Annotated in this window: 14 protein-coding genes; 8 read left to right on the forward strand and 6 right to left on the reverse strand. The window is 43.2% G+C overall.

Going from position 1 to position 25,404, the window contains the following annotated elements:
- Positions 1 to 12 precede the first annotated feature (12 nt).
- On the reverse strand, positions 13 to 3,039 hold the full coding sequence (locus tag KHS38_RS21540; protein WP_213490886.1) for a serine hydrolase domain-containing protein: 3,027 nt from the start codon (positions 3,037 to 3,039) through the stop codon (positions 13 to 15).
- Positions 3,040 to 3,432: 393 nt separating this feature from the next.
- Here KHS38_RS21540 and KHS38_RS21545 point away from each other — a divergent pair, with 393 nt between their 5' ends.
- Positions 3,433 to 3,798: an RNA recognition motif domain-containing protein gene (locus KHS38_RS21545; protein WP_213490888.1), complete on the forward strand. Its 366-nt coding sequence runs from the start codon at positions 3,433 to 3,435 to the stop codon at positions 3,796 to 3,798.
- 143 nt (positions 3,799 to 3,941) lie between these two features.
- On the opposite strand, the gene KHS38_RS21550 is transcribed toward KHS38_RS21545, so the two are convergent.
- A complete protein-coding gene (locus KHS38_RS21550; protein WP_213490890.1) occupies positions 3,942 to 6,041 on the reverse strand; it encodes an LruC domain-containing protein in 2,100 nt (699 codons plus the stop codon).
- A gap of 539 nt (positions 6,042 to 6,580) precedes the next feature.
- Between KHS38_RS21550 and KHS38_RS21555 the strand changes: the two genes are divergently transcribed.
- Positions 6,581 to 9,649 (forward strand): SusC/RagA family TonB-linked outer membrane protein, encoded by a 3,069-nt coding sequence (locus tag KHS38_RS21555; RefSeq protein WP_213490891.1) that lies wholly within the window; start codon positions 6,581 to 6,583, stop codon positions 9,647 to 9,649.
- Positions 9,650 to 9,662: 13 nt separating this feature from the next.
- Positions 9,663 to 11,303, forward strand: coding sequence for a RagB/SusD family nutrient uptake outer membrane protein (locus tag KHS38_RS21560; protein ID WP_213490893.1), 1,641 nt, complete (start codon positions 9,663 to 9,665; stop codon positions 11,301 to 11,303).
- Between the two features lie 158 nt (positions 11,304 to 11,461).
- On the opposite strand, the gene KHS38_RS21565 is transcribed toward KHS38_RS21560, so the two are convergent.
- Both KHS38_RS21565 and KHS38_RS21570 read right to left on the reverse strand, forming a co-directional pair.
- Entirely contained in the window at positions 11,462 to 13,063 is a 1,602-nt protein-coding gene (locus KHS38_RS21565) for a SusD/RagB family nutrient-binding outer membrane lipoprotein (protein WP_213490895.1), read from the reverse strand.
- 20 nt (positions 13,064 to 13,083) lie between these two features.
- Positions 13,084 to 16,197: a SusC/RagA family TonB-linked outer membrane protein gene (locus KHS38_RS21570; RefSeq protein ID WP_213490897.1), complete on the reverse strand. Its 3,114-nt coding sequence runs from the start codon at positions 16,195 to 16,197 to the stop codon at positions 13,084 to 13,086.
- Between the two features lie 272 nt (positions 16,198 to 16,469).
- On the opposite strand from KHS38_RS21570, the gene KHS38_RS21575 reads away from it, so the two are divergent.
- The 5 genes from KHS38_RS21575 to KHS38_RS21595 all read left to right on the forward strand — a co-directional run bounded on the left by KHS38_RS21575 (position 16,470) and on the right by KHS38_RS21595 (position 23,881).
- A complete protein-coding gene (locus tag KHS38_RS21575) occupies positions 16,470 to 17,114 on the forward strand; it encodes an RNA polymerase sigma factor (protein ID WP_213490899.1) in 645 nt (214 codons plus the stop codon).
- 34 nt (positions 17,115 to 17,148) lie between these two features.
- Positions 17,149 to 18,165 (forward strand): FecR family protein, encoded by a 1,017-nt coding sequence (locus KHS38_RS21580; protein WP_213490900.1) that lies wholly within the window; start codon positions 17,149 to 17,151, stop codon positions 18,163 to 18,165.
- A gap of 75 nt (positions 18,166 to 18,240) precedes the next feature.
- Positions 18,241 to 21,552, forward strand: coding sequence for a SusC/RagA family TonB-linked outer membrane protein (locus tag KHS38_RS21585; RefSeq protein WP_213490901.1), 3,312 nt, complete (start codon positions 18,241 to 18,243; stop codon positions 21,550 to 21,552).
- 9 nt (positions 21,553 to 21,561) lie between these two features.
- Positions 21,562 to 23,163, forward strand: coding sequence for a SusD/RagB family nutrient-binding outer membrane lipoprotein (locus KHS38_RS21590; protein ID WP_213490903.1), 1,602 nt, complete (start codon positions 21,562 to 21,564; stop codon positions 23,161 to 23,163).
- A gap of 253 nt (positions 23,164 to 23,416) precedes the next feature.
- Positions 23,417 to 23,881 (forward strand): response regulator, encoded by a 465-nt coding sequence (locus KHS38_RS21595; RefSeq protein WP_213490905.1) that lies wholly within the window; start codon positions 23,417 to 23,419, stop codon positions 23,879 to 23,881.
- A gap of 12 nt (positions 23,882 to 23,893) precedes the next feature.
- On the opposite strand, the gene KHS38_RS21600 is transcribed toward KHS38_RS21595, so the two are convergent.
- Both KHS38_RS21600 and KHS38_RS21605 read right to left on the reverse strand, forming a co-directional pair.
- Positions 23,894 to 24,298 (reverse strand): response regulator, encoded by a 405-nt coding sequence (locus KHS38_RS21600; RefSeq protein ID WP_213490906.1) that lies wholly within the window; start codon positions 24,296 to 24,298, stop codon positions 23,894 to 23,896.
- A gap of 8 nt (positions 24,299 to 24,306) precedes the next feature.
- A complete protein-coding gene (locus KHS38_RS21605) occupies positions 24,307 to 25,401 on the reverse strand; it encodes a hybrid sensor histidine kinase/response regulator (protein WP_213490908.1) in 1,095 nt (364 codons plus the stop codon).
- Positions 25,402 to 25,404 lie beyond the last annotated feature (3 nt).

Genomic DNA, 25,404 nt, shown 5'->3' on the forward strand with positions numbered 1-25,404 from the left:
CCTTTTTATACTTTATCTTCTTGGCTTTCTTTTAACGCCGCTCTTCACAGGCTTGTTCGCTTTTGCTTTAGGCTTAGCCTTATCTGCAACCTGCTGTTTTGTTGCTGCCTGCCCGGCGCGCATAGCCTGGTAAATAACCTCCTGAATGTTACCGCGCACATTCATGGAAAGCAGCTTCCCGTTATCGCCACCATCTGGGTTTACCCGGTTTGAGCAGAATATATATAACAGGTTATATTTTGGATCGGCCCATACGCCTATGCCCGTAAAGCCGGTATGCCCAAAGGCAAGCGGTGATACACTTAGTGCAGGATAAGGTACTTTGCTGGTAGCATTATCTTTTTCAGGTTTATCAAACCCTAATCCTCTTCTACTAATATTACTATGGTAAGCCGTAAAACAATCTATCGTTTCCTTTTTAAGCAAGCGTACCCCATGCAACTCTCCGCCATTAAGAAGCATTTGATAAAGCTGCGCCAGATCATATGCATTACTAAACAAACCGGCATGGCCAGCCACACCGCCAAACATTGCAGCACCCGGATCATGCACATCGCCGTGAAGCTGTTGCAAGCGAAACAACTTTTCTTTCTCGGTAGGCGCAATCATGTCCAACGGCTCATGCTCACGTGGCTTAAAGGTAGTGCTCACCATATGGAGCGGCAAGTAGAATGTATTGCGCACATACTGATCCAATGGCTGTCCGGTAATTTGTTCCACAATCATGCCCAGTAATATAAAATCGTTATCGCTATACACATATTTATTAGGCGCCCCCAGCTTACTGTTTCGGATCCTTACTTTTAGGGTATCCAGCCAGCTGGCCCGCATATACATATCTTCAGCAACACGTACGCTATATTCCCCGTCTGGTGCTGTGCGGTAAAAGCCCGGCTTAGGTTTTCCTGTTTTCATATCGATAGTTTCGCGGTAGAATGGAATGAATGAAACCAAACCGGCCTGGTGCAATAGCACATCAGCCAGTTTCAGTCCGGCCTTATCCGAGCCGCGTAACCAGGGCAGGTAATCGCCAAGCGTTTTATCAAGGCCCAGCCTATCTTCCTCGTACAGTTTCATTACTGAAACATTGGTGGCACTTATTTTAGTTACCGACGCCATATCGTATACCGTTTGCAGGCTTACCTTCTCTTTACCATCATAAGATAAATGGCCGTAAGCCTTAAAGAAACCTACTTTACCATCCTTAGCCGCCAGCACTACGCAGCCTGGTGTTGCGCCTTTGGCAATTGCCTCTGCGGCGACAGTATCAATCTTTGTTAGCACAGTACTATCCAAACCCGCTTCGGCGGCCTGTACTACCGGAAAATAGTAATTGGTAGTGACACCTGTTCCATATTTAAATTGAGCTACCGTTACCGGCAGGGTACCCTTAGGGGTGATTTTACCCGTCAGCAAATCAGCTGCAACGTTGTGCATCAAACTATCATCTTCATAGCACACAACCAGGTTGCGTGCATTTGCCGTATTTTTAATAGCGTAAGGATTACCAAAAACAAAACTGATTGTATTACTATTTTGCTGCAACTGCTGCATCAACTCTACCGCGGCACTGCTGATACCAAAGTTACGAGCCGGATATTTAGCATATTTATGCAAACCAATGATTACCGCATCGTACCCGGTTTGCACCTGTTGCAGCAAGCTGTTTGCTTTAACGCTATCATCTTTATAAGATAGGTAGTAGCAGTCGGCATTATATAATTCATGCAGTTTAGCAGCAAAATGGTTTTCTTTGTCCAACCCCAAACCCACAAAGGCAACCTTACCTGTCCGGTTCAACGGCAGCATATTTTTATCCTGCTGCGCTATGAGGGTAATGGCCTTTTCGTACGTTGCCTGCTTTAGCGTATTTACATCTTTGTTTAAATCCTGTTGCAGATTTAAGGTATCAATAAGCTTAATTGTATCCAACCCGAGTTGGTATTTGGCATATAGCACTTTTTTTACCCGCGCATCAATATCTTTCCAGGATAGCTTATCGTCCTTAATTGCCTTGCGAATTTTTTTAATACTCCCTTTCACATCACCGGGCAGGCAAAGCATATCATTGCCGGCAATGAGCGATTGTACAGCAGCCTCGCCCTGAGGATAAAACTTAGCCACCCCTTTCATTTCAAGTGCATCGGTAAAAGATATACCGTTAAAATGCAATTGCTTGCGCAGTAATCCGGTAACGTTATTCGGTGACAGGGAGGTTGCACGGTTGCGGGTGGTATCAATAGAAGGAATAAACAAATGTGCTACCATCATACTCCTTACTCCGCCCTTAATCATGGACTTAAATGGATATAATTCGAGCGAATCTAACTGATCAAGACTCTTGTTGATAACGGGCAGATCCAGGTGTGAATCAACCGCAACATCGCCGTGGCCGGGAAAATGCTTGGCGCAAGTCATAATACCACCATCCTGCATACCCTGCATAATGCGCGTGCCATATAACGCAACCTTGTACTTATCCTCACCAAACGAACGGAAATTAATAACCGGATTATTGGGGTTATTATTAATATCAACAACAGGTGCATAATCAACCTGAATGCCAATCCTCTTACACTGTTCGGCAATGGCCTGGCCTATCTGGTAAGCAATTTGCGCATCGCCTGTAGCGCCAATAGTCAGTTGGTCCGGAAAAGGTTTTACATCACCAAAGCGCATCCCTACACCGGTTTCGCCATCAATGCAAACCAATAGGGGCACTTTTGATTTGGCCTGTAATGCATTCAATACCCTGGCCTGCTGTGCAGAATTGCCCTGGAATAAGCAAACCGAACCTACTTTATACTTTTTGATGTACTGCTTAACCTCTTCATCAAAGAAAACCGCCCCATTGCCTCGCTTTTCGGACAGGCGAAGCACCATAAGTTGTGCTATTTTCTGTTTTTTATTAAGCTTACGAAAGTGTTGTTTAACCCACTTATTTGCTTGTACCGAATCACGCTGAACAGATTGCCCCAACGTATGCAACGATAAAAGCAGCATCCCAAACAACCATGCAGAATTAATGCGTAAAGACATAGGTAAAATTTTAAAGGTTGATCATAGCAAACATTAGAATAAAATCTCAAGTTATGCACAAAAACGCAACCCAATAAATTCTTTATTGCTTAATATGACGCGATTAAGATAATAAATACTTTATCAACGTCGCAACTATGCAAGATAATTATACAAAAGCGCACAAAAACGCATTACAAGGACGATGATATTTATTGTCGTTTCAAATTCTGTGTCATCAACTTATATCACATTCGGCTAAAACATGTGCATAAATGTTTTAAAGCTCTTAATCGTTTGTTACATTTGAAAAATGTAGGTGATTAGGTAAATATTTTACGACCGATACGCTTACATTGCATTTACCGTTAAATAGAATTGAAGGTTTATTATTTACCAGAAACCTTGTTACTCATGATCAAACTCTTTGTAGGCGGCTTTCCGCTCGATATATCTGAAATGGACTTAGCCAAGCTTTTTGCACCCCATGGCGACATACATACGATCAAAATTGTACGTGACCGTAAAACCAAACAGTGCAAAGGCTACGCATTTATTGAAATGCTTACTGAAGAAGGTGCCCAAACTGCAGTAGACGCACTAAACGACTACCCCATGGGCGACCGAAACCTGAACGTAAAAATTTCGGAAGACAAGCCGGTCAAACCGGCACCGCCAAGAGCCAACAAAACCTGGCAGCCAAGAACATTCAGCAGCAGGCCATCATCTGCCCCAAGCAATACTTCCGATCGTCCTAAACGGCCAAGAAAGCAGTTTTAACTTGTAGCCCGTTGCTATCTGGTACGAGTATACCATAAGCAGCAGCACCCCTTTCATCTTAAATATTTCAAAACTTTATTCTAAATAAGAAAGGCAGTCTTTTTACAAAGACTGCCTTTCTTATTATAGATATACCAGTTTAATTACTTGGTATAAATTTTTGATAAATCACGGTATCCTGCACCTGTGTTGCTGTACCAGTCAGCATATGAAGTGCCGCCAGACAGCGCCCACTCTGAGAAGCGAGGGTAAGCCTGGTATACTGGTTGCAACTCTACAGGGTATTTATACTCTGAGGTGAAGTTGATAGCCCAAGGCCAGTTTTCTTTAGATACATATAGCTTACCGCTTGCAGCGTTTGAAGCATCGTCATCAGTACCAAACAGCTTGCTGTCTGCCTTATCAGTTGGTGCGAAACCTGGCAAGTGAATTTCGTAACCGCGACGCATATCACTGATCAGGAATGGGTTGAATGCAGACACTTGCAGATTAGACGCTGCTATAGGTGATGCAAAAGTTACGTTTACAGTTGCAGTGCTACCAGTTACTTTGTTCTTATCAGCATATACGTTGATAAAGAATGCACCGTCAGGATTTTTCAATAAAGCCTCGTGGTTATCGAATGGAACGATTACCGCTTTGGTTTGACCGGCTTCTACACCGTTACCGGCAAAGCTGATATAATTACTGATAGTTTGCTGACCGGTTACTGAGCTAACTGCTGATGCAGCTACCGGTAATTGAACTGCAAAACCATTATGGAATGAAGCACCTGATGCAACAGGAGTAAACTCACCTTTCATGTCCACTACCTGGTTGCTGGCGTTGCTGGTAAAGGTATAACGGTAATTTACCACTAAGTCATTCAAGTCAAAGTCACCCTTTTTAGGCCAGTTATCTTCAAAAGCGATGCTTGCATAACCGGTTTTTGATGGGTAGTAGCTTACATAGGCACGGGTTGGATCGTTCGGGAACGCATCTTGCGCATCCTGCACGCCGTCGCCATCGCTATCGCCGCCTTTATCAATCGAAGGTACATTGTCGGTTGATATAGCAGTAACCGGGTTAGAGCTTGCATAAACTACCAGGTCATTGAAGTCATTATCTGACTCAGTTTGACGGTTTAAGTCTTCAAAGCCCATCAGGAACAACTTGTGCACATCATCATACAGGGTAACCGTATGTTTTTGCGTTGCTGCAGTTGTTTCCGGATTGAATTTAGGGTTTGAGTAAAATTTAACTGTAGTAGTTATAACACCGCTGGTAGTGCTCCAGGCATTTTGTAATAATACAAAACCTATAGATGTACCGGCACTAAAGCGACCTAATTTAACTTTATCACCAGAATTTAAACCACCGGCCGAACCTACAGCTGATGAGTTAGGGAAAATCAGGGTAATTTTGCTTATATCAGCTGCGCTGGCTGGGGGATTGTTTGTTGGGTAAGTGTAGTAACCCAAGCTGTTTAACAATCCGGCACCCTCAGATACGAAAGTAATCCAAACGTCAGAGGTTGCAGTAACATTCAAGTCAGGCATTGCAGTATTGCTCAAGTACTCCGGGTGGGTTTTAGTTAATGCGCTACCTTCTGGTAATGACGCGTTGATGTAAGAAAGCAAAGAAGGATCAATCACATCCTGAGTACTTTCCAGGTAAACAGGTCTGCCCAGTTTAAATGGATAAGTGCTAGTATTAACAATGGCTTGTGATGATGAAGTATAAGGACTTGGGTAGGCCAGTGGAGGGTTAATAGCCAATGTGGTTCTGTTGGTGCTTAATGTAGTGCTGGTAGCGGTATTAGTTATCTCCTGCGCTACAATGTCGCCAGAGAACCCTTCTTTACCACCGATGGTAGCCGTAACGCTATTAGAGGAGCTGATAGCGGCCTCGGCATTACGCATCAAACCAACATACGCAGGATCAATAATCAGTTTACTAACAGAAGTTGGAACGGTCACAATACCTTGTAACTGGCCGCTTTTGTTGGTTACACCTTTGTAAATAGGCTCGCTGGTATTGGTAGGTAAATAAACGCTTACGATTACGCCAGACAAAGCACCATTGTTATTTGCTTTCAGCGTCAGGTTCAGATTAATATTTTTAGAAGTACTAAAGTTAAATCCGTCGGGAGCAATTTTAGTTGTAGGCGTTGTTGTACCTACTTCCTGCTGTGCGGCATCTTTTTTACAAGCTGAAAAAGAAACGACGCCTGCAAGCAGGGCTAATGTAAAAATTTGTTTCATGAGTGTTGGCTATGTTGCTGTAACCGTAAGACAAAATACGGTCCAATAGCTCTTTGTACGTAAAACAGCGTGTAAATGGTTTTTTAAAATCTCGATTGCCTACATACTTCCCCAAAACTGGGGAATAGTATCCACACAACAATAGTACTTAAGGAGTATTTGATTAGAGTATAGATTATAATGGCGGCGATAGTTAATTAGCTAATCCTGTTAAAATTAAAGGATAGCATGATGTTAAATTAAAAAATTCCTCTTTGAACCTACCACAAAAAACAATAATATTGGTGCTTCAAACCCACACAAGCTTGTTCTTTTAATTGCAACGATTCAAAAGTCAAACATTTGACCTCTTTAGTAAATCGTTTTATCAACCTATACATTTTATCAAATAACCAATAGTCCTAAGTTTATTACAAGATATCCAATCAATCAAGATCACCTGCTTTTGGAAGCTTTAAGCAGTGTAGCCTCATAATATCACATTATGATTAAGGCACTCCTATATGTAATCATTTTTCTAGAACCAAAACAAATTGCTGATGAAAATTAATTTACTAAAGATTTCGGCGATCTCTGCACTTATTCTGATAGAAAGCCCTGCATTTGCAGCGTTTTACAAGGAAGCGGTGACGAAAGAATTGCCAAAAGGAAGTATGCAAACCTTTAAAGCATACGTACAACAGAAAGCAGTTACCGGAACGGTAACCGATGAAAAGAGCCAGCCCCTACCCGGTGCAGTCGTGAAAAACACCAAAACTGGTGTATCCGCCCAAACTGACGTAAACGGAAAGTTTATTGTGCAAGCCACGGAAGGTGACGTGATCACTATATCGTACATAGGGTACGATACCCAAACCATTACTATAGGCAGCCAGAGCACCTTGAGCCTCCAGTTAAAACCATCAAACCGTAACTTAGGCGAAGTTGTTGTAATTGGTTACGGTACACAGAACCGCGACCAGGTAACCACCGCCGTATCAACCGTAAAGGCCGATGAATTCAGGCAAAGCGGTTCGCGTAATGCGCTTGACTTAGTGCAAGGCAAGGTACCCGGCCTTAGCATAACCCGTACCGGCGGCTCCAATCCTAATAGCGGCGTACCGAGTGTTCAATTACGGGGAGCCACTACACTTTCAGGTACAGCAAGCCCTTTATATGTGGTTGACGGTATCCCGATTCAAGGCACCCCTTTTGTAAATGGTGATGGGAATCAAGTTACTACCAATGTGTTAGACCTCTTACAACAAGACGACATTGCTTCTGTCGACGTCTTAAAAGATGGATCTGCTGCGGCTATTTATGGTACTACAGCAAATAACGGTGTAATTATCATCACTACTAAAAAGGGTAAAGAAGGTAAAGCCCAATTTGATTACTCGAGCTACTTCCGTAAAGAGTATGTTAATCAAAGGCTAAAATTTCTCTCACCAGATCAATACCGTCAGCGTATAGCTTCGGGCGATATCAGACAACAGGATTTTGGCAATTCTACTGATTTCTTTGACCAGATGATCAACCATGATAATCTGTCCATGAATCATAACTTCTCCATGTCGGGTGGTAGTAAATATACTACTTACCGAGCAAGCATCAACTACCGAGACCTGCAGGGCATTGCTAAAGAAAACGGCAGAAAAGAGTATACTTTGCGCCTTAATGTTATTCAAACCGGCTTAAATGACCGTTTAAAGGTGGCAATGGATGTGGCTACTAACTTTAACAACGCTAATTTACTTGGTGGCGATGGCTGGGTGGAAAGTGAATTGACAAAAAACCCCACACTTTCTAATTTTAATCCTGATGGATCTTTTAGGTTTGACCGGACCAGCACCAATGAATTTGCCCGTATTCAGCAAGAAACTAACCGACGGAAACAGCAAACCACCTCTGCCAGTGTAAAGGCTGATTTAAAAATCGTTGAAGGATTGAAAGCTTCTGTATTCGGTTCGGTAATTAGAAATAGTTATATAGATGGTGCTTATCGCTTCAAAAATAGCGAATCTTCGTTAGAGGACGGCGATTATCCAGGCGGCGGTTACGCTTATCGAGGAACAGCACTCGATCAAAGCTTTGCCGTTGAGCCTACGCTTGAATACAATCGTAGCTTTTTAAACAAACATAATTTAACGGCGCTGGCCGGCTATAGCTACCGTTATAACGTACGCGAGGAGTTCAATGCTAATAATAGAAATTTCCTGAATGACTTACTACATGAAGACCGGTTAGGTGAGGGTGGTGCCTTGGCGCTTGGGAAAGCCGGTATGCAAAGTTTCAAAGTTGACAACTCCTTGATTGGTGTATTCGGTAGGTTAATCTATTCTTATGATAGTAAATACCTGTTCCAGGCCAGTTTAAGGCGTGATGGCTCGGCACGTTTTGGTTCCAACAACAAATGGGGTTACTTCCCGGCCGTATCAGCTGGCTGGACTATTACCCAGGAGGATTTCATGAAGAATGTAACAGCAGTAAACTTCCTGAAATTGCGGGTAGGCTACGGCGTTACAGGTAATAGCCCTATTCAGGATAACGTATCTCGCGTAACTTTAGGTGGTGGTGGCAGGTATATTTACCCTGATGGCAGCTACTTCGAGACTTACGGTCCGCGCAGAAACCCAAACCCTAATTTGAAATGGGAAACAAAAAAGGAGATAAATGTTGGTATTGATTTTACGGTACTGAACAACCGCCTATCCGGATCAATTGATGTGTTCAACCGGAGAACAAGCGACCTGCTGGGTACTTATACCTCACCACAACCTCCATTTGTATTAGACAACATTTTCACCAATGTAGCCAGCTTATCTGCCAAAGGTATAGAAGTGGCCTTAAGTTATACAGCTGTGAAAACTAAGAACTTTAGCTGGAATATGGACGGAAACGTTTGGAGCTATAAAAACACGCTAAAATCTTTCTCCAATGATGAATACAAGGTAGCTTATGCAACTTATGCAGGAATAGGCGGCGCTGGTGCATTGGGAGATGCTGTTACTATTTATGAAGGCGGCCCACTGGGACAGTTTTGGGGTAAGCGTTTTGCCGGCTTTACAGCCGACGGTAAATGGTTATTTTATAACCGAAAAGGAGAAGCCGTACCGAATACGCAAATCAACAACTCTAAAGATAAAAACGTAACCGACTTAGCACCAATAGGCAATGCTATTCCTAAGCTTTATGCTTCATGGACCAACAATTTCGCCTACAAAAACTGGGACCTGCGTTTGTTCTTCAGAGGTAAATTCGGGTTCGATGCTCTGAATACTTCTGCGTTGACCTATGGAAACAGAACCTGGAGCGGCAACCTGCTCGAAAGCACTTTCACCAAATACAGCCAGTTGAACGATACCTACCAGTACTCGGACTACTACATCGAAAATGCATCTTTTGTTAAATTGGACGAAGTAACCTTAGGATACAACTTCAAATTTAAAGGTAACGGCATTCGCAACCTGCGCGCCTATGTAACCGGCCAAAACTTGGCTTTGTTTACCGGCTACAAGGGTAACGACCCAGATCTGATTCAGGATGTAGGTTTATCTGTAGGTGTTGATAACAGGAGCCGTTATCCGAACACACGGTCTATTTTATTAGGTTTTAACGTTGGATTTTAAGTAGAAATAGAAAATGAAAAACAAATTACTGATGATGATAGCGTTAGCCGGTACAGTTAGCGTAACATCATGTAAAAAAGGATTAGATGAGAATGCCTACAGTGTATTATTAGCTGATAATTTTTATAATAACAAAAACGAAGTCTTATCAGCCGTTTTGAGGCCGTACACTCACGCGAATGCTTGGGTTAGCCCTTCTGGTCAAGATGGTTGGTGGCGTGCTGCTGAACTATCGGGCGACCAGTTGGCCTGGCCTACCAAAGGGCGCCACGGCGAAGATGGCAGCAAGTGGAAACGCCTGCACTATCACACCTGGACAACTGACGAAGGCGGCTTAAACCAAGCTTGGGTTTTGATGTATTGGGGTATGGGTTTGTGCAATAGTCCTATTGAAAACATAGAAGCAAAAGATGCAGCGGCTATGGGCATTACCCAGGCAGAAAAAGACGCCTATATTGCAGAACTGAAACTGTTAAGGGCTTTCCATTATTTAAAAATCATGGATTTGTGGGGCAACGTGCCTGTCGTGACTAAGGTAGGCACGCCGGCCAAACCCGAAACTCTATCAAGAACAGAGGTCTTTAATTTCATTGAAAAAGAAATTAAAGACAATATTAATAAAGCGCCAAAGCTTTCGCGCCAGATGATGGGCCGTATGTCTCAGGCCGGTGCCTATGCCATGTTGGTTGAACTTTACCTGAATGCCGAAGTTTGGACAGGAACCCCTCGCTGGGATGATTGTATTGCCGCTGCCGACCAATTAATTAACAACGCTGGTGGCGCACAAAATGGTACAATGGCTCTGGACCCGAACATCACAGATCAGTTCAAAACCACTAATGACTTGTCGAAAGAAGTGATCTTCTCCATCGCTTATGATTATAAAGTCGCTAATTTTTCTTCAAATTGGGCAAGTGAATTTTATCACTTTAACCAATCCAGCATTTACGGCGGTGCAGTAAATGGCAATGATGGTATTGTAGTGGTTCCAGGTGTTTATACCACTTACGATGCGGCTGACCAACGCCGATCTAACTGGTTACTTATTGGCCCGCAATACCGTTTTGAAAAACCGGATGTTGCTGTGTTAGGTTCTGAAGAATACAATTTACAACCCCTTGTTTTTGTAGATAACATTCGCAGAAACAAAACAGGCTCCACCGTATCTAACATGAGCGAGGGTGAGGAAAACAGTGGTGTGCGTTTCAACAAATATAAATTAGGTAACTTGATTGCCGGCCCAAACAACACCCCGCAACCTGATGCCAACTACCGTAACGGCGACTGGAACATCTACCGCCTTACCTGGGTTTATTTTGCCAAAGCTGAAGCCCTGATGCGCAAAAATGGCGGCGTGGCCAACGCTACTGCTGTACAGTTAATTAATGATTGTAAAAAGCGTGCATTCTCGGATGCTGATTGGGCAACCCGGGCTTACACTACCTCAACGCTTACTATGGATGAGCTGTTGGCTGAACGTGGCCGGGAGTTCATTTTCGAGGGATTCCGCAGAGATGACCTGATCCGATTTGGTAAGTTTACAACAGGTATATGGTGGGATCATAACCCTACATCTGCCGTTAAAAGCTTGTATCCGATACCTCAACGTCAACGCGATTTGAACGTTAACCTGAAACAAAACCCAGGTTATTAAACAACAAGAGCTGCCTCAAAAGGGCAGCTTTTTTTATTTAAAACCACAGCGAATCATACTTGTTGCTACTACTGGCATCAAATAGTATAATTACAAAAGGCCGCCCTGTATTTAAATGCAGGGCGGCCTTTTAGTTAGTATTAAGCTCGGGTACTGGCTTAGAAGTTTCCTTTATTTACATCCCACCATAAGCGGGTACCACCATTATCTGGCCCACCTAAGCTTTGCAGGCCGCTTTGAACACCGGCAGCATTTGATGAATACTCAATTTGAGGATATGCCAAACGGCGAACCTGCACCTGGGTGCTGATGGTACCGCCACTTTTGTTTACCACTACCGGGAATAGTTTCGGGTAGCCGGTACGACGGAACTCGGTCCACGCTTCCTGACCTTCCGGGAACATAGCAAGCCATTTTTGGGTCATGATCCGCTCTAACTTTTGCTCGTTCGAAGCCGCATCATCCCATTTGATCGTAATATTTGATAGTGCAGGCGAATTATTAGCTGCATTTTTGGGATCTACATAAGCAGATTGTGTACTGGTAGCATCATTGAGATAATTACCAATATTTACTCCCCAGTGCTGCATGGACACCTGAATACCTTTTTCGTAATTCTGCTGTGCAGAACCGGCACCTGACCAGCCGCGCAACGCAGCTTCGGCCTTTAAGAACCATACTTCAGCAGCACTCATCAATAATTGTGCTCTGCTTGCGGTAAACGTATTACCTGTATTTAAACTGGCATAGGTTTGATACTCATCCTTTGAAGGGATATTGATACCTATGCGTATACCCACATACTGCCCATTAAATGCCGGATCCGTAGCTGGTGCTGCATAAACAGGTAAGCGAGGATCTTTGTAGCCGGTTAGATAAGTAGCTATAGAAGCATTCAAGCGGTTATCGTTCCAGTCATGCGTGATTTGGTATAAGTCACTGGTGCCATTGGTTATCGTTACAGCTGCATTATCAGACGGATCGGTCATCAAACCTCCGCTGTTACTCATCGCTTTCTCGGCTTGTAATTTAGCAGTAGATGGATCGGCCTTAACGATATGCATAGCTAACCGTAAGCGCAATGAGTTGGCAAACTTGATCCACTTAGTGTAATCGCCATTAAAAATCAAATCTTGATTTTGGAAAGGCCTTTGCCCGGAATGTGCTGCCACATAAGTTTGCAGATTACTAACAGCAGTATCCAATTGCAAGAAAAACTGATTGTATACATCCTGTTGGCTGTCGTAAGGTGTACTTGTTAATGAAGTACCGGCTTTTGAGTATGGAATAGGCCCGAATCGGTCAGTTACACGATGCATGGCTTCAACTTTAATAATTAAGCCTACACCCCATATTTCGGGCGCAGCAGCTTTTAATTTAGATGCAGCAATACGATTAAGCGGTCCTAAAACATACGTATACATATCATTGAAAGCATTCTGATTCCAACTATCCACGAACGCATAATTCAGATTGTAATCGGCCCGGAAAGGCGTAGGCGACATCATATAACCGCTATAGGCATCGGAGCTTAAGTTTTGAGCGGTTTGATAGTTATGAAATATGTTTGCCTGAATAGGCCTGAATACGGTTTTCAAAGTAGCCGTATCCAGTCTGTCTGTAGGTATACCTGTTGGGTCGGTATTATAATCTTCAAAGTGTTTGGTACAGCTGATACCTAAAACCGTTAATATACCTAACAGCAGCAATACACCTTTGCTGTTTCTTTTAGGAAGCTTATATAGTGAATTCGTTTTCATTTTATTTTTCATATAAACGTTTATAACGTTACATTAAGATTAAAGCCAATGTTGCGGGTTGCAGGTAAGCTGAATATATCTACACCCGACAAGCCATTACCTGTTGATAAGGTAACTTCTGGATCATATGGCGCTTTTTTATAAAAGTACAGTAGGTTCCGGCCGGTTACAGCTAACCTCAAACTTTTAACAACCTTGCTTTTAAGCGGGAAAGTATAACCTAAAGTAGCCTCGCGTAACCTGACGTTAGTAGCACTGTATATATACATTTCAGAAACCCCGGTCCGGCCACCTATGGCGCCATACCAGGTTTTAGCATCAACGCTGCTAACCGGCGTACCATCAGCTGTAACACCGTTAATTGCTACACCACCTGCGTCACGGGCATCACCACTCGCTTTAGATACACCGTACTGATCCATCAAAGCTTGGGTCATGGACAGCACCTGGCCACCGAATTTGCCATCAACCAGGAAACTCAGATTAATGCTTTTGTAAGTAAAGTTATTGTTCCAACCCAATGTAAATTTAGGATTAGGGTTGCCAATGTAATTAAAACCGCTATTGGTTTGTGGCGTTCCATCAGCATTAACAATAATGCGGTTCTGCGCATCACGCTTAACTGTATAGCCATATATATCGCCATATCGCCCACCTTTGGTTATTACAGACTGATAGTTGGTATTGGCATTACCCGTTAAAATAAACTGATCAATACCGTATGAGCTGGCTACATCAATTACCTTGTTAATATTACGGGCACCGTTGATAGAAGAGTTCCAAGTGAAGTTTTTAGATTTAAACACGTTATAACCGATTAAAAGCTCAAAACCTTTATTTTCAACATTACCTGCATTTACATAACCTAAACTATATGTAGTAGAAGCTGATGGCGTTATCGCTACTGTTTGGTTATACGTATTGGTTTTGTAATACGAGAAATTCAATGTCAGATCATCATTAAATAAACGCAAATCAGCACCAAACTCCCAACTTTTAGTTCTTTCAGGCTTTAGGGTTGGATAAGGAGCTACGCTGCTTAAATTAAATCCGCCTGAAGCAGGATCGTTGTAACCAACCGGATAAGTATAATAAGGAAGCGGATAGTTACCTACCTGTGCATAATTAGCCCGCACTTTGGCGTAACTGATAACTTTAGGCAACTGCAATGCCTTGGTTAGTAACACAGATAAGCCAACTGATGGATAAAAGAAGCTATAGTCATCAGTGTAAGCCAACGTTGATGACCAATCCTGCCGTGCAGTTAAGTTCAAAAATGCCCAATCTTTATAACTAAAATTCAAGTTACCATAAACAGACTGGTACTGATTATGTCGCGCAGCAAGCGTACTCACATTGCTTAACTGCAGCCCGTTTACAATCGTGTTTTGTGCTACAAACAGGTTTGGAACCGAAAGGCCTAAACCCGGACCAACATTTGTTCCGTCGGTAACCCAATCTTTAATACTTGCTCCAGCTAAACCGTCAATTTTGAAACCTGACATCTCAGGTAAATTAAACGTCAACAACACATCACCATACTTTTGTTCCAGTGTGCTGTTATTTATAATGTACTGACCATTCATTTTAGACAATGAGGCCTGGGTACCAGAATAAAGGTCTTGCTCATAAGAGTCGGTATTGCGGTCAACACTACCTCTAACCTGCAAATTCAACCACTTGTTAAAGTCGTATTTCACACTACCGTTAACCAGTATTCTGTGACGTCTTAAATAGTTAGGGTTACGGTTTACTATCCACCAGGGGTTCTGTTGTATATCTTCGCTGGTAACCCAGTTCTGCCTGTCATAACCACCCCTATCAGCAAACTCATACTGATTTTTATATGGCGTTATATCCACACCACGTGGAAAAAGATATAAACCCGTTAGCGGATTAAAATACAAACCGATGCCTGGCGTATTATATATCCTTTGATCAACGTAATTAATACTACCGTCAACGGTCAGTTTCTTGTCTAAAAACTTAGCCGTTTCACGCAGATTAAAATTATTCCGATCTAATTTATTGCCAGGTTCAACGCCACGGGCATGGGTATTGGAATAAGAGAAGTAAGTTTGCGTATTTTCAGTTCCGCCTGATAAATTCAGAGAGTTTGCAAGGTTGTATCCGTTTTGATAGAATTGATCCAGATTATTTTGGTTACCTCCTGATATTTTGCTTCCCCAGCTATCCTTAGCCGTACTTGTGGTGCGGCCATAGCTGTTTTGAAACTCGGGTTGGGTTGCAATATGATTGGTTGTAAAAGACGAATTGAAACCAATCTGCATTTTTCCGGCTTTTCCTGACTTGGTTGTAATCAGAATTACACCGTTAGCTCCTTCACTACCATATAACGCAGTAGCTGCCGAACCTTTGAGTACGCTCATACTCTCAATATCATCTGGGTTCAGGTTAGATATACCATCGCCGGCATCCACGTTCGTAGATCCACCAAACGGGTTGTTAGGCTGTCCGCTGCTATTACCGACATTTGAAACGGGTATGCCATCAACAACATATAACGGCTGATTATTGCCGGTAAAAGACCTGTTACCACGTAAAATCACTTTTGTTGATCCGCCAACACCTGAGGCACTTGGACTAATAGCCACACCTGCAATTTTACCATTCAGAGAGTTCATTAAGTTATCGGTACGCACCTTAGTCAGTTCGTCGCCAGATACCTGCTGTGTAGCATAGGTAATTGACCGCTCCGACCGCTTGATACCGAAAGCTGTTACTACTACCTCGGTTAGCTGTTTGTTGTTATCAGCCAAAACAACGTTTAGTACTTTCTCTGTACCTACCGTTACTTCTTTCGCGTCAAAACCTACGTACGAGAAAACAAGTACATCGCCGGGTTTAGCTGGGATAGAAAACTGGCCGCTGGCATTGGTTTGCGTACCTGTGGTAGTGCCTTTAATTTTAACACTCACGCCAATTAAGGTGGTACCGGTGTTGTCGCGTACGGTACCGGTTACACCTTCCTGGTTAACCTGCGGTACCAGTACATGAGATACAGCGCGGTGTACATAATGATTTAAGCTTGTCGACGCAGCGCTTGCCGAAGCGGCAAACACGCCCGAAGAAGCATAAAGGAGCAAACATGTGAACTGTAATGGTTTTTTCATGCGCTTAATTAAATAGATATTAATTGGTTACTAATGGTTAAAAAATGCTACTGATAAAGGCATTATCGCCTTCGAATCAGTTCACATGCTAATTGGTTTTGGAGTATAGAGCCCATAGCCCGAAAAATTGCTTACAAGTAATTCAACTTTTTTTAACATTAAGGTTAACTACATGACGTACAGGATAAATAATTTTTATTTATTAACTTGCATAGTTAATTAACAGCTTTGCCGTTAATAAGAATTATCTACCCTTACTAACGTTAACTGATTTGAAAACCGATATTAGCGAACTTTGGAAAAAGATTTGCCAGGATGATGACACAAAGGCTTTTGAACGCCTGTATTACACCCTATTCAGCAAGCTTTTGAAGTTTTGCATGTATTATACCCACCAGCAGGAACCGGCTGAAGACATCGTTTCGGAGCTGTTTGTAACGTGCTGGAATAACCGGAAAAGCCTGGCGCATATTACCTATCCGGAAACCTATCTGTTCATCGCTACCAAGAATCAGGCATTAAAATATCGTAAAAAGTATTCCACCATACACCTGGTAGAAATTGAGCCAGATCAGCACCAGCTAATTGATATAGCCGACCCCAGCCAAAAACTGGAACGCAAGGAATTACATCACCGTCTCGATCAAGCTATTGAAACGCTGCCCTTACAGGCCCGCATGGTTTTCAGGCTTATTAAAGAAAACGGCCTGAAATACAAAGAAGTAGCAGAAATTCTGGAGATTTCTCCCCGCACCGTGCAAACCCAGCTTTTCAGAGCTATTGCCAAACTGAGAGTTTTACTAAAGGGTTATCATCAAAGTGCATCGCGATCAAATGCGCAGCAGTGTGTTACTGCAGGCTTTATGCTAATTAATGTGCTACATTATTTTTTCGTAACTTGTAGGCATTTTTGTTAGAAGCAGGCTTTACTATTTGAAATAGGCGCACTACATGACCGAAGAAAGATTCACGGAACTATTAGCCAAAAAGCTGGCCAATGAATTAACCCCTGCCGAACTGCAGGAGTTTAATGCGTTGGTTGCAGCCGATGAACTTTTCCGGTCAGAATACGAATCTCTTAAATCGTACTGGCAGCAGGATGAGCTGCATTCGGGTAATATGGTGGCTATTTTCGAAAACATTAAACGCCGCACTGATATTCACGAGCGTGAAAGCCAGCCGGTAATACCTATCCGGCGAAGCTATTCTTTGTGGCAAAAGGCTGCTGCTGTTGTAGCAGGTGTAGCCATTCTTGCAGGCCTGTATCAGTTACATATCCAAGCCAGTAGTGATAAGACAACTACTACCAGTTTACTGAAGCTGCAAACACCCGGCAGTTCTATTTCAAAAATCAGGCTTAAGGATGGCACGCAAGTAACACTTAATGCCCAGTCAACCTTAAAATATCCTGCTATATTTGACGGCCCGACACGGGAAGTATACCTAACAGGCGAAGCATTTTTTGATGTAGCGAAAGACCACAATCACCCCTTTATCGTTCACACCTCCCGAAGCGATATTCAGGTATTAGGCACCGCATTTAATGTAAAAGCCTATGCCGAAGACAAGGTATATGAAACCACCTTGCTGAGAGGCAGCATACAGGTAACTTTTCAACAAAAGCCGGCTGCTAAGGTAATGCTGAAACCCAAGGATAAACTGGTACTCACCAGCGCATCTGATTATTATCTGGCCTCGCAAACTTATACCAGCACAGCTAATACTACCGTTGCAGAAACTGCCTGGATGAATCATAAGCTGATTTTTAATAAGCAGAGTTTTGAAGACCTGGCAAACAGCCTGTCCAGAAAATATGGGGTGAAAATCATCTTTAAAAACGAAGATTTAAGAGCCCATAAATTTACCGGTGAGTTTAACCAGGAAGACCTCAAGCAAGCCTTGCAGTCGCTGCAAATAATTACACATTTTCAATATAAAATTCAGGATAGCAACGTGTATATTTACTAATTATAAATCTACACACCATTGCTCAACTAATACAATCCTGAGCAATGGCGACGCATTTGGTATTGAAGTAATTACATGAGGCTGATCCGCATACTGTTATTCTTTTTGCTATTTCAGATTGCTCATAAAGCCTGTTCCCAAACCACAGTTACCCTAAATCAACAAACCACCAGCTTTGAACCCCTGATTGAGGCTATAAAAAAGCAAACCATATATCGATTTGTTTACGATCCTGAGCACCTGCCTAAAAATCAGATAAATATCCAGGCAAGGAACCAGGAGGCCACAAGCCTACTTGATCAGCTTTTATCAGGAACCGAATTCACTTATACCCTGCTGGCCAACCACCTGATTGTTATTAGCATGCGTAATGAGAAAGTTGGCCGTACATTAATAACCGGCACCATAACAGACCAATTGGGCAGGGCACTTGAAAACGTATCTGTGCATGTTAAAGGTAAAACCTTTACTACCGCTTCTGATAGTGCCGGAAAGTACAGTATCAATATATCACCCAGCCAAACCTTACTGTTCACACACGTAGGCTTTACAACTCGCCAGTTACGGCCGGCTCCAGACAGCAGACAACTCAATGTTATATTATTACCAGATACCGGTCGGCTAAGCGATATTATTGTAACAGCACTGAACATCCCCAAACAAGAACGAGCAATTGGCTATGCGACTGCCACTGTTAAAGGCAGTGAGCTAACCAGAGCGCGCGAAGCTAACGTAGCACTGGCTTTGGAAGGCAGGATTGCCGGGTTGAATATAAGCGGTGTTAATGGTGGGCCAGCGTCATCATCCCGTTTACTGTTACGCGGGGCTACCAGCATGAATGCCGGGCCGCCGCTCCTTATCCTGAATGGTATTCCTATCGATAACACACAGCGCGGCAGTGCCAATGAGTATGGTGGGGCCGATTATGGCGATGGCATCAGCAACATTAACCCTGATGATATTGAAACCATAACCGTACTAAAGGGTTCGGCCGGCTCTGCACTATATGGTGCAAGGGCTGCTAATGGTATATTAATTATCAATACTAAAACGGGGGCTAAAAACAGCCGGCCAGCGATCGACTACAATTTCAACCTCTCGTACGACCAGGCCGTCAACAATACCGATTATCAGTATGTGTATGGGCAGGGGCAGCAAAACAAACGCCCGTCATCTGTTGCCAACGCCATCAACTCGGGAATTTATAGCTGGGGCGAGCGATTGGATGGGCAGCCAACCATTCAGTTTGATGGCAACTACTATCCCTACAGTGCAGTAAAAAACAATGCCAGCAGCTTTTACCGTCTGGCACCGGCGCTCACCAATACGATAGCGATAAACGGGGGTACCGGTGATCTTACCTATCGCTTATCGGCTTCTAACCTGCAACATGCCTCTATTTTAAAAAACAGCGACTTAAACAGAAAGACAATTAATCTGAATATAGGATATGATGTTACCCAAAAGCTGGCTATCAACTTTTACGGAAATTACATTCACGAACTCAATAAAAACCGCGCCTATCTGAGTGATGCCCCGCTCAATGCAAATTACGGCATTAACTTTTTAGCTACCAGTGCCCGCCAGCAAAGCCTTGCACCCGGCTATGACCCAACAACCGGTATAGAAACGCCCTGGAACGACGATGTTTACAAAACCAATCCCTATTTTGTAATAGCCAAACAGGTGGATGATGCCAGCCGCAACCGCTTTATATCGGCTACGGTTGTCAAATACGATATCAGTCCGGATACGTATCTGCAAGGGCGGCTTGGATACGATATCAGTAAAGATCACATTTTGAATGTGGTACCAACCGGAACCGCCTTTACCGTTAACCAAAAGGGCGTGTTAAACGGCCAATATGATACGCAGATTACCGAATTAAATACAGATTTGTTGATCGCTACCAAGCGCACTGTTTCGCCTGATGTACATCTCGACTTATCAGCGGGAGGCAACTTCCGGCGAAGGAATTACAGTAATGAGGGTTACACCGGCGGTCAGTTTATTATTCCTTATGTGTATACGATAGCCAATTTGGCGAGCACCAGCTTTACCCGGAATTTGCAAAAGTTAATTACCGAATCGGCTTACTACACGGCTGATTTGGATTACAAAAAGTACTTAAGCATTTCAACAACCGGCCGGTATGATATTTACTCGACGCTACCATCGGGCAACCGCGGTATTTTTGTACCCGCAATATCAGGCAGCTTTGTATTTACCGAGCTTTTGCATATCCCGCTATTAAACTATGGAAAGTTAAGAATGAGCTTGGCTAAAACCAGCGGCGAGCCGGTGCAACCTTATACCACACAACTATACTATGCCACAAACTCATCCATCAATGGCATCCCTTTGGGGAATTTTGGCCGGGAACTGCCTAACCAAAACCTAAAACCATTTACGTTAAATGAATTTGAAAGTGGTTTTAATCTGGTATTTCTGAATAATCGGCTCAATCTTGATTTTACTTACTTTCACCGCATTACGCATAATGAAATTACCAAAGCGCAACAATCGGTTACAACCGGCTTTACATCAGCATACGTAAACCTGGGTAAAACCCAAAACTCGGGTATAGAAGTATCACTAAATGCTGCACTGCTTGAGAAAAAGAATTTTGGCTGGCATGCCAATCTGAACTTTAGCCATGTCCACAACATACTATTGTCAATTGATGGTACCAGCCAATATGTATTAACGGGTACCTATCGCCCGTTAAATGCCAATACAGCTATGGTGGTTGGCAAATCCATCACCCAAATTATGGCTTACGATTACCGCTACGATCAACAGGGTAATATAATAATTGGCAATGATGGCATTCCATTACGGGGCGGACTCAAAGCAATGGGAAGTACGCTGCCTTCTGATTATGGTGGTATAAGCAATACCTTCCGGTACAAAAGTTTCAGTTTATCGTTCCTGATTGATTTCCGGTTTGGCAACAAGGTGCTGTCGGCAACCGAGAACTATTCCTACGTATATGGCCTGAATAAGGCAACCCTTGCCGGGCGCGAAGGCGGCGTAGTAGCTAATGGCGTATTACCGGATGGCTCGCCTAACATGATTAACGTAGCTGCCTACAATTATTATCCGCAGCTGGCAAGCAACATTTCTGCTTTATCAGTACTTAACGGAGGCTTTATAAAATTCAGACAATTAATACTGGGGTACGAATGTAAACCGCGTATTTTCAACCATTTTTTCCGGTCTGTGAGCATTGATTTGGTAGGGCGCAATCTGTTTACTATACTCAAATACACTAAAAACATCGACCCCGAGTCCCAATTTTCGCCTAACTTGAATTATGCGGGTATTGAAGGGGCCTCACTCCCGGCTACCCGAAGCTTAGGCCTAAACCTTAATTTCAGATTTTGACAATAAGCTATGCTCAAAGCGCTTCAAATATTTTTCATTGTTGCATTATTAACCCTGACAGCCTGTAGCAAACAGCAGCTGGATGAAACCAATACGGATCCCACTAAAGAAACCGGCGATCGGTATGACCCCAACAGCCTGCTTTCTACGGCACAGTTCAACTATGCCAACATCGGGTATTATCAGTTGGTTTATCAAAGTACTATGATGCAGGTACTGGCCTCAACTTTTAATTATTACAACAATGGCGATAAGTATATAAATTCAGCAAACTATACCGATTACCAGGGCCGCATTTTTACCATCAGCTATACAGAATCGTCGACCATAAGGCAAATGCAGCAATTAGCCAGGCAAAAAGACAGCACAACTTACAATAACCTGATATCCATAGGTGATATTATGAATGTGCTGATTATGCAAAGAGCTACGGACACCTATGGCGACTTGCCTTACTCAGAAGCTAATAAGGCTCAACAAGGCATCAAGTATCCGGTTTACGACCGGCAACAGGATATATACAATACCATGCTGAATGATCTGGATAAGGCCTTGAAAAAACTGGATGCTACAAAGCCCAAACCTACTGCCGACTTATTTTATAATGGCGATATAGCTAAATGGAAAAAGTTTGGTTATTCGCTGATGCTACGTTTGGCTATGCGCCTTACTAAAGCCGATGTTGAAACAGCCCGCATTTGGGCCGAAAAGGCGGCCGCAGGCGGCACATTCTCTGCCCCGGACGATAATGCCGTTTTACAGACCGATGCCTCCGTTTACACCAGCCAAAACGGCACTTCGGTAGCCCTGCGCACCCTGTCAGACTACCGGGAAGTACGCTGGAGCAAAACGCTGATTGATTATTTGCGCAATAATGCCGACCCGCGTTTGGGTGTAATTGCCGAGGTACCGCAGGATGGGCTGGCTAAAAACTCGGATGCTTCATTACCAGGGAACACCGACGAGGCCGTGCAAATAGGTATGCCTAACGGTTATGACCTGCTGGGCGGCACTACCGATATAACCCATGCACCCGGTTACCCCGGCGGCACTGGTACAGGTAACGATTTTGCTGCGCTGGGAAAGTATTCTCGCCCGCGTACTGCGGTATACCTCAAGCTTGGCGGGCCTATTTTCATCATGACCTATGCTGAGTCTGAACTTTTATTGACCGAGGCTGCTGTACGTGGCTGGAACATCCCAGGCTCGGCAACGCAACATTATGCCAATGGCCTTAAAGGCGCATTGCAGGCAATGTCCCAGATAGACAAACAGGCAGCCATATCACCGACAGCGATCAACCAATATGCCAATACACATCCGCTGAATGTATCGGATTTGAATAACGCATTAGAAACTATTAATACGCAATATTGGGTTGCAACAGGTACCGCCTTCAACTTTATGGAAAACTGGTTCAACTGGAAAAGATCTGGCTACCCAGATTTGAAACCCGTTCAATATCCGGGCAATGTAACCGGAGGGAGCATCCCGAGAAGGATGATCTACTTATCAACTGAAATACTCAATAACTCGGAACAGTATAAGGCTGCTGTTGACCGCCTGCAAGGCGGCGATGTATTGACGGCAAGAGTTTGGTGGGATAAGTAAAATGCTTTTCTCCGTAACGTAACAGCTAACTCTCCTTGCTCTGTAAGCTATATCCGACACATCGCATTTAGCACTTCTGCTAATGACTGTGAAGTTTAAGATGCTCATGCATTTTGATGTTCGCCTGACGTTAGCGCTAAATATGCATGCACGAATTATCGTATCTTTGTGCCTTTAATACGAATTAACATTAAACCTCTGCATCTGCATGAGGTCAATATTAAGATGAGCAGAAAGCACAAAGGAAAGTGATATGGCTGACACTAAAATAAAAGTTTTGTATGTCGATGATGAGGAGAACAACTTATTCTCTTTCAGGGCCACTTTCCGCCTGAAGTACGACGTATCAACCGCTATCAGCGGAGATGAGGCACTACGTATTCTCTCAAACAAGCAAATTCATATCATCATTACAGACCAACGTATGCCCGAGATGACGGGTGTAGAGTTTCTGGAAAAAGTAATTGAACGCTATCCGGAGCCTATGCGGATCCTTTTAACCGGCTATGCAGACATGAATGCGGTGATCGACGCGGTGAATAAAGGCAAAATTTTCCATTACCTGACCAAGCCCTGGAATGAAGAAGAGCTGGATATGACCATAAACCGTGCTTACGAAAAGTATCACGAGAACATCGAGCTGAAAGAAACCAACGAAAAACTTGTCACTTCAAATGACCAGTTAGAATTTCTGCTCAGGCAAAAGTTGCTTTCGTAATAAGGCTTATCATTAAAAGTGCCGGTGCCTTACATCATAAAGCAACGCTCCCAAGCTTATCTTCGTCAGCGGTTTTTCAAGCGCACTTACTACTGTTTGGTAACCTAACGCCCGGTTTATATCAATTTCGTTTTTAGTAGAGGAAAGAATATAAATGGCATACTGCTGCTGCACATAAGGAGGTAGTTTTTCAAATTCTTCTATAAATTGAAAGCCGTTCATTACCGGCATTCTTAAATCCAGCAAAATTATTGTAAACAAATTGGCAGTAGCTAACGTACTGCGAATTGCCTGCAAGGCCAGCGTTGCTTCTTTATAGATAGTTACTTTCGTGCTTTCATCGTTATGCTCAATAACCTTTTTGGCAATAAAGCAATCCAGTTCGCTATCGTCTATTACAATAAAAGCTAAATTCATGTTACCGGTTAGATAGACGGAAGAATTACTTTAAATGTGGTACCTTGATTCATCACCGAATTTACTTCGATGTGCCCATTCAACTTCAACAATGCCGTTTTTACATTGTACAAGCCGAAACCCGAGCCAACACTCTGGGAAGTTGCACGGTAAAACAAGTTAAATATCTCACCAATGTGGCTACCCAAAATTCCAATACCCGAATCACCAACTGAAACTGTGGCTGAGCCTCTGCTTATCTCCGCGTTTACCACTACGCTTTTTTCTACTTTGCTATCATCCTGGTACTTGAAAGCGTTGGATAACAAATTTGTGAAAATAAGTTTTAATAATGCTTTATCGCTACGGAACACCTCCTGCTGATTGACGTTAATACGGAACGATATCTTGCTGACATTCGCAACAACGCCGAATATCGATTCCAGCTCCTCAAAAAACTCCGTGAAATCTATTTCCTGTAAATGCAGCTCGCCGCGTTGCAACGAATAATAATCGTTCATATTCAGCACATACGTATCCAGCTTTTGCAGGGATTTTTCCATGAGATACAGCATCTCTTTCATCTCGTTCAAATCTGAAATATCCCGCGCTATATTAATAGCCCCTAATATGCCGGCAATGGGCCCCCTGATATCATGACTTACACTATAGGCGAACCTGTTTAACTCATCATAAGCCTTTTGCAGCTCGGTATGTTTAACAGCCAGCAAAGTATTGGCCAGATAAAATTTATTCGCTTCCTCAATAGCAGAAATCACATCGGCTTCCTCCCAAGGCTTTTTGATGTACCTGAAGATGTTGCCACGGTTAATAGCATCAATTACCGATTCCACATCGGTATATGCGGTAATCAGAATACGGATTGGCGACGGATGACTGATACGTATCTGCTCAAAAAACTCGACCCCTGTTTGCCCGGGCATACGCTGATCGCAAAACACGATCCGTATATCGGGGTGATTGTTGAGATGGTCAATCGCTTGCAGTACGTTTACCGCCGTAAAGACCTGATATTGAAACCGCAGAGACGCTTTGAAACCAACCAGGTTTTCCTGCTCATCATCCACATACAATATTTTAATTTTTTCTGTTGCAGTTGTCAAGAT

Origin of the sequence: Mucilaginibacter sp. Bleaf8 (genome assembly GCF_018390515.1) — a bacterium.
Taxonomy (GTDB): Bacteria; Bacteroidota; Bacteroidia; order Sphingobacteriales; family Sphingobacteriaceae; genus Mucilaginibacter.